This window comes from Kitasatospora sp. NPDC036934, assembly GCF_055608425.1.
Map to the genome: position 1 here is coordinate 1 of NZ_JBVJQR010000066.1, position 7551 is coordinate 7551.

The following is a 7551-nucleotide window of genomic DNA, read 5'->3' on the forward strand; positions in this document are numbered from 1 at the left end:
GCTTGGGGGGTGAGGTGGGGGTGGTGGTGGAGGTGTTCGGTGAGGCGTCGGGCGTGGTCGCGTAGTGCGGTGGGTGTCTTCGCGGACAACCGCCAGGTGATGGGGGTGTCGGGGTCGGGCTCGGTCTGAGTTGCGGGTTGTGTGGTGGGGCCTTGTTCGAGGATGACGTGGGCGTTGGTGCCGCTGATGCCGAAGGAGGAGACGGCGGCGCGGCGCGGGCGCCCGTGCGTGGGCCAGTCCCGGCTCTCGGTCAGCAACTCGACGCTGCCGGAGGCCCAGTCGATGTGCGGGGACGGCGCGTCGACGTGCAGCGTGGGAGGCATGACGCCGTGCCGCATGGCCTGCACCATCTTGATGATGCCGGCGACGCCCGCCGCTCCCGCCGCGTGGCCCATGTTGGACTTGATGGAGCCGAGCCGGAGCGGGGCCCCCTCGGGCCGGTCCTGTCCGTAGGTGGCGAGCAGGGCCTGGGCCTCGATGGGGTCGCCGAGCTTGGTCCCGGTGCCGTGGGCCTCGACCACGTCGACGTCGGCGGTGGTGAGTCCGGCGTTGGCCAGGGCCTGGCGGATCACCCGCTGCTGCGCGGGGCCGTTGGGGGCCGAGAGCTGACTGGTGGTCCCGTCCTGGTTGACGGCCGAGCCGCGCACCACCGCGAGGATCTGGTGGCCGTTGCGCCGTGCGTCGGAGAGCCGCTCGACCAGCAGCAGGCCGACGCCCTCGCACCACGCGGTGCCGTCGGCGGCGGCCGCGAAGGACTTGGAGCGCCCGTCGGGGGCCAGACCGCGCTGCCGGCTGAACTCCACGAACGAAGCGGGCGTCGCCAGCACCGAGACGCCGCCGGCGAGGGCGAGGTCGCACTCGCCGCTGCGCAGTGACTGCGCGGCCAGGTGCAGGGCGACCAGCGAGGACGAGCACGCCGTGTCCAGGGAGACGGCCGGGCCCTCCAGGCCGTAGGTGTAGGACAGCCGCCCGGACAGGATGCTCGCCGAGTTGCCGACGATCAGGTAGCCCTCCAGGTTCTCGTGCTCGGCGACCAGCGTTCCGTAGTCCCGGTCGTGGGTGCCGGTGAAGACGCCGGTGCGGGAGCCGCGCAACGAGGACGGGTCGATCCCCGCGTGCTCGAACACCTCCCAGCTGGTCTCCAGCAGCAGCCGCTGCTGCGGGTCCATCGCCAGCGCCTCGCGCGGGCTGATGCCGAAGAAGTCGGCGTCGAAGTCGGCGACGTCGTGCAGGAACCCGCCCGCACGGGTGTAGGAGGTGCCGAGGTGTTCGGGGTCCGGGTCGTACAGGGCGTCGAGGTCCCAGCCGCGGTTGTCCGGGAAGCCGGTGATCGCGTCCCGGCCCTCGGCTACCAGCTGCCACAGGTCCTCGGGGGACCGCACGTCGCCGGGGTAGCGGCAGGCCATGCCGACGATGACGATCGGGTCGTCGTCGGACCGGACCGCGGTGACCGGTACGACGGTGCTCCCCCGGACGCCGAGGAGTTCGGCGCGCAGGTGGCCGGCCATCGTGGCGGCGGTCGGGTAGTCGAAGAGCAGGGTCGCCGGGAGGTCGAGCCCGGTCGCCTCGTGGAGCCGGTTGCGCAGGCCGACGGCGGTGAGCGAGTCGAATCCCAGTTCCTGGAGCGGGCGGTCCGGATCGACGGTGTCGAGGGTCCGGTGCCCGAGCACGGCGGCGATCCGGCTGCGGACCAGGTCGAGGACGGTCCTGAACTGCTCGTCCTCGGACAGGGCGCGCAGTTGTCGCGCCCACGCGCGGTTGTCGACGGCGGCGGTGCCCGCGGTCGGGACCCGGACCAGGCTCCGGAACACCGGCGGCAGGGTCAGCGCCCGTGCGTGCCTGCGGAGTTCGGCGTGGTCGAGTTCGATGGACAGCAGTTTGCCGTGCCACCCCCCGGACAGCGCCAGGCCGAACACGTCGAGCGAGTGCCCGGTGGAGCGCGGCTTGAGCCCGTCGGGCGCGGCGGGCTCCACCCGGGCGGAGCCCGACGGCTCTTCCGGCGCCCAGCCGAGCGACAGGACGGGGCGCCCTTCGGCGCGCCGGCGGTCGGCGAGGGCGTCGAGGAGTGCCCCGGCGGCGGCGCGGTCCGCCCGGCCGGGGGCGCCCAGGGCGGCGGCGGCGGACGAGAAGAGGACGAAGGCGTCGAGTCCGGCGTCGGCGGTGAGGTCGTGGAGGTCCCAGGCGAGGCCGGCCCGGATGCGCAGGGCGGCGTCCAGGTGCTCGGGGGTGAGGGCGGCGAGTGGGCCGCCGGTCTCCTCGACCGCGTGGACGACGGCGGTCAGCGGCCGTCCGGGCGGGACGGCGGCCAGCAGTGCGGCGAGGTCCGCGCGGTCGCCGATCCCGCCGGGCGCGGTGGTCACGCTCGCCCCGAGAGCGGTGAGGTCGTCGGTGTCGAGCGGCGCGGCCCCGGCGGTGCGGGCGAGCAGCAGGTGGCGTGCGCCGTGTTCGGTGACCAGGTGCCGGACGAGCGGACCGGCGAGGTCTCCGGCGGCCCCGGACAGCACCAGCACGGTGCCGTCGGGGTCGAACGGCCTTGCCTGCCCCGCCTGTTGCTCCTTTTCCCCCGGTGCGGCCGACCCGCTGAGCGGCACGCGGACCAGCCTGGGCGCGAGCACGGCGTCGGCGCGGACGGCGAACTGGTCCTCGCCGACGGCCGCAACCGCACTCAGCACGGCCTCGGTGACCTGCGACTCGACGTCGAGCAGGACGAACCGGCCGGGGTGCTCGCTCTGGGCCGAGCGCAGCAGGCCCCAGACCGCCGCCTGGCCGGGATCGAGGACGTCCTCCGGGGCGCCGCCGTCGGTACCGGCACCGCCGCCGGTCGCGACCGCGCGACGGGTGACGACCACCAGCCGCGAGCCGCCGAGCGGTTCCTCGGCCAGCAGGCCCCGTACGGCGTCGAGCGCCCGGACGGCCTGCTCGACGGCGGCCGTGCCGGGCTCCGGCCCGCTGTCCGGGAGCGTCAGGAGGATCGCGTCGGGTGCGGTATGCGCGCCGTCCCGGACGGCACGCGCGAGCGCCGCGAGGTCGGTGTGGCGCTCGCCGGGGAGGGCGGCGAGGGCGTCGTCGTCCGCGTTCCCGGCGATGACCGCCCAGCGGGTCGTGGCCTCGGCGGGCGGCGGCACCGGGATCCAGTCGAGCCGGTACCCGGTGTCCGCGTCCGCGCCGCGGAGTCCGGCGGCGCGGACCGGCCCGAGCGTCACCGAGCCGACGGTGGCGACCAGGGTGCCGGAGGCGTCCCGCACCGACGCCGAGGCGGTGTCGGGACCGGTGCGGGTCAGCGCGACCCGGAGTGTCCGCGCGCCGGTGGCGTGGACGGTGACGTCCTGCCACGCCACCGGCGCGCGCAGCTCGTCGGTCGGGTCGACGGTGGCGGCCAGGGCGGTCTCCAGGAGGCGCGGGTCGAGCAGGTACCCGCCCTGCCCGGCCTCATCGGGCAGGCTGACCTCGGCGTAGCCGGTGTCCCCGGCCCGCCAAGCGGCGTGCAGCCCGGCCAGCGGGACGGCCCCGCTGTGGCCGAGGCCGGCGAGCCGGTCGGCGAGCTCCTCGGCGTCGACGGGGACGGCGCCGTCCGGGGGCCAGTCGCCCGCCGCTCCGGCGGTGCCGCCCTCGGCGGGGCCGCGGTCCGGGCCGGTGAGGACGGCGCCGGCGTGGCGGATCCAGGGCCGCTCCGGGTCGTCGCCGGAACGGGAGTGGATGGTGACCCGCTGGACGGTCGCGCCCCCGTCGGCGGCGCGGGGGAGGCCGCCGTCCGTGGCGCCGCCTTCCGTGCCCTCCGGGGTGACCGTGAGGTGCAGCCGCGACGGCGCGCCGTCGGTCAGGACCAGCGGCGCTTCCACGGTGAGCTCCGCGACCCGGGTGAGCCCGCTCTCGGCCCCCGCCCGCAGGACGAGGTCCAGGAAGGCCGCGCCGGGCAGCACGGTGACGTCGTGCACGGCGTGGTCGGCCAGCCACGGATGGGCGGCGGCGGTGACCTGGCCGGTGAGGATCCGGCCCTTGCCGTCGGGCAGTTCGACCGCCCCGCCGATCAGCGGGTGCCGGGTGGTGGAGCCGGACGAGGACGGGTTGTCCGTGGGGTGCAGCCACAGCGACCGGTGCTGGAACGGGTAGGTGGGGAGGTCCACGCGGTCCGCGGGCCCGAAGAACGCCGCCCAGTCGACCCGCACGCCGTGTGCGTGGAGCCGCCCGAGCCCGGCGACCAGCTCGGCCGCCTCCGGCCGGTCCCGGCGCATCAGCGGGACGAAGAGGGCGTCGGCCGCGGACTCCGGCCCCGCCGCGGAGAGCACCGCGTCCGGGCCGATCTCGACGAACGCGGTGACGCCCGCGGACCGCAGGCCGCGCACCGCGTCGGCGAAGCGGACGGCCGCCGAGACGTGCCGCACCCAGTAGTCCGCCGACGCCCAGCCCCCGGCCGGACCGCCGGAGACCGTGGACACGGCCGCGATCGTCGGCTCCCGGTAGGACAGCGACTCGGCGACCGCGCGGAACCGGTCCAGCATCGGGGCCATCAGCGGTGAGTGGAAGGCGTGCGAGACCCGCAGCGATCCGGTCTTACGTCCCTGCTCCGCGAAGTGCGCGACGACTGCCGCGACGGCGACCTCGTCGCCCGAGACCACCACCGACTGCGGGCCGTTGACGGCGGCGAGCCCCACCGCGTCGGACAGCAGCGGTCGGACCTCCTCCTCGGTCGCCCGGATCGCGGCCATCGCTCCGCCCTCGGGCAGCTCCTGCATCAGCCGGCCGCGCGCGGCGACCAGCGTCGAGGCGTCGGCCAGCGACAGCACCCCGGCGACGTGGGCGGCCGCGATCTCACCGACGGAGTGCCCGGCCAGGTGGTCCGGCCGCACCCCCCAGGACTCGGCCAGTCGGAACAGCGCCACCTCGACCGCGAACAGCAGGGCCTGCGCGTTGCCGGTCCGCCGGACCGCCTCCTCGTCAGCGCCCCACAACACCTCGCGCAGCGGCACCTCGTAGTGGCCGTCCAGTTCGGCGAGGACGGCGTCCAGCGCCTCGGCGAACACCGGGTAGGCCTCGTACAGGCCGCGGGCCATGCCCGGCCGCTGGGACCCCTGGCCGGTGAACAGGAACGCGACCTTGCCGCCGAGCACCCGGCCCGGCGCGGTGCTGCCGTCGGCGACCGCGTCCAGGGCGGCGGACAACTCCGCCCGGTCCGCGCCGGTCACCACCGCACGGCAGGTCAGCGCGGCCCGGTCCAGGGCCAGCGCCCGTCCGGCGGCGGCCAGTCGGTCGTCGGGCAGGGTCTCCAGGAACGTCCGCAGCCCGGCGGCCTGGGCGCGCAGGGCCTCGGGGGTCCGGCCGGACAGCGGCCACAGCACCACCGGCGGCGCGGCCTGTCCCACCGGGACGGGCGCCGCGTCGGCGGCGGACGGCTCCTCCAGGATGACGTGGGCGTTGGTGCCGCTGATGCCGAAGGACGAGACTCCCGCGCGGCGCGGCCGGTCGGTACGCGGCCAGGCCCGGCTCTCGGTGAGGAGTTCCACCCGCCCGGCGTCCCAGTCGATGTGCGGGGAGGGCGCGTCGACGTGCAGGGTCCTGGGCAGGACCTCGTGGCGCATCGCCTCGATCATCTTGATGATGCCGGCGACGCCGGCGGCGGCCTGGGTGTGGCCGATGTTGGACTTCACCGAGCCGAGCCAGAGCGGGTGTTCGCGGTCCTGTCCGTAGGTGGCGAGCAGGGCCTCCGCCTCGATCGGGTCGCCGAGCTCGGTCCCGGTGCCGTGGGCCTCCATCGCGTCCACGTCGGACGGCCGCAGCCGCGCCTCCGCCAGCACCTGGCGGATCAGCCGCTCCTGGGACGGGCCGTTGGGCGCGGTGAGCCCGTTGGAGGCGCCGTCCTGGTTGACGGCCGTCCCGCGGACCACGGCGAGCACCCGGTGGCCGTTGCGGCGGGCGTCGGAGAGCCGCTCGACCAGCAGCAGGCCGACGCCCTCGCTCCAGGCGGCGCCGTCGGCGGCGGCCGCGAAGGACTTGGAGCGCCCGTCGGGGGCCAGGCCGCGCTGACGGCTGAACTCGATGAACGCGGCGGGGGTGGCCATCAGGGTGACCCCGCCGGCGAGCGCGAGGTCGCACTCGCCGTTGCGCAGCGCGCGGGCGGCCAGGTGCAGGGCGACCAGGGAGGAGGAGCACGCCGTGTCCACCGAGATGGCCGGGCCCTCGAACCCGAACACGTAGGAGAGCCGCCCGGAGGCCAGGCTGCCCGCGCTCCCCGTCCCGAGATAGCCCTCGAAGCCGTCGGGTGCCGCCTGCGTCAGCCGGTTGCCGTAGTCGTCGTACATGACGCCGGTGAAGACGCCGGTGTGGGTGCCGCGCAGGGTGGTGGGGTCGATGCCGGCGTTCTCCAGGGTCTCCCAGGCGGTTTCGAGGAGGAGGCGCTGTTGCGGGTCGGTGGCGAGGGCCTCGCGGGGGCTCATGCCGAAGAACTCGGGGTCGAAGTCGGCGGCGTCGTGGAGGAATCCGCCGTGGCGGGTGTAGCTGGTGCCGGGGTGGTCGGGGTCGGGGTGGTAGAGGGCGTCGAGGTTCCAGCCGCGGTCGGTGGGGAACTCGCCGATCGCGTCCACGCCGTCGGTCACCAGTCGCCACAGGTCCTCGGGGGAGCGGACGCCGCCGGGGTAGCGGCAGGCCATGCCCACGATCGCGACGGGCTCGTTCTCCTTGGACTCCAGCTCCTGAACGCGCGCCCGGGTCCTCTTGAGGTCGGCGGTCACACGCTTGAGGTAGTCCCGCAGTTTCTCTTCAACCGTCATCTCAGCCGTCATCGCATTCAGTCCCGTCTCAAGCCGTGCCGAGCTCGTTGTCGATCAGGTCGAACATCTCCTCGTCGGTCGCCGAATCGAGGGCGACGGCGAGGGAATCGTCCGTGGCGTGCGTGGTGGAGTGTTCGGAGAGCAGCAGGCGCAACCGGGCCGTGAATTCCTCCCGGGCGTTGTCGGAGACCGTTCGCAGAACGCTTTCGAAGCGGTCGAGTTCGGCGAACGCCGCGGCGTCGTCCGGCGCCTTCCCGGAGCCCTCGCCCGATCCGGTGCCCGAACCGAGGCCCGCACCGTCGGCGGACCTGTCGGCGGCGGCCTCTCGGGCGAGGCGGTCACCGAGGTGTTCGGCGAGCGCGCGGGGCGTCGGGTAGTTGAACGCCAGCGTCGCCGGCAGCCGCAGCCCGATGGCAGCGCCGAGGCGGTTCCGGAACTCCACCGCGATCAGCGAGTCGAAGCCGAGTTCCTTGAGCGCCGAGTCCGGATCGATGCTCTCCGGCGAACCGTGCCCGAGCGCCGTCGCGACGTGCGAGCGGACCAGGTCCAGCAGGAGCGTGCCGCGCTCGCCCTCCTGGGCCTCGGCGAACCGGCGCGCCCAGTCGCCCGTCCCGCCCCCGGTGGCACGCGTCCCCGTGGTCCGCACCAATCCGCCCAGGATCGGCGGCAGTTCACCGCGCTCGACCCGCCTCCGTAGGGCGTTTCGGTCGGTGGGGGTGAGGAGGAGGTGGGGGTGGGGGGTGTGGAGGGTGGTGTCGAAGAGGGTGAGGGCGGTGGGGGTGGTGAG

At 75.2% G+C, this 7551-nt stretch carries 2 protein-coding genes; both read right to left on the minus strand.

The window, feature by feature from the left end:
* Nucleotides 1–6725, minus strand: a 6725-nt coding sequence (locus tag ACZ7BZ_RS38130) for a type I polyketide synthase (protein WP_470362392.1), incomplete at its 3' end; no start/stop codon positions are given.
* 67 nt (nt 6726–6792) lie between these two features.
* On the minus strand, nt 6793–7551 hold a 759-nt coding region (locus ACZ7BZ_RS38135; protein ID WP_470362391.1), incomplete at its 5' end, for an acyl carrier protein.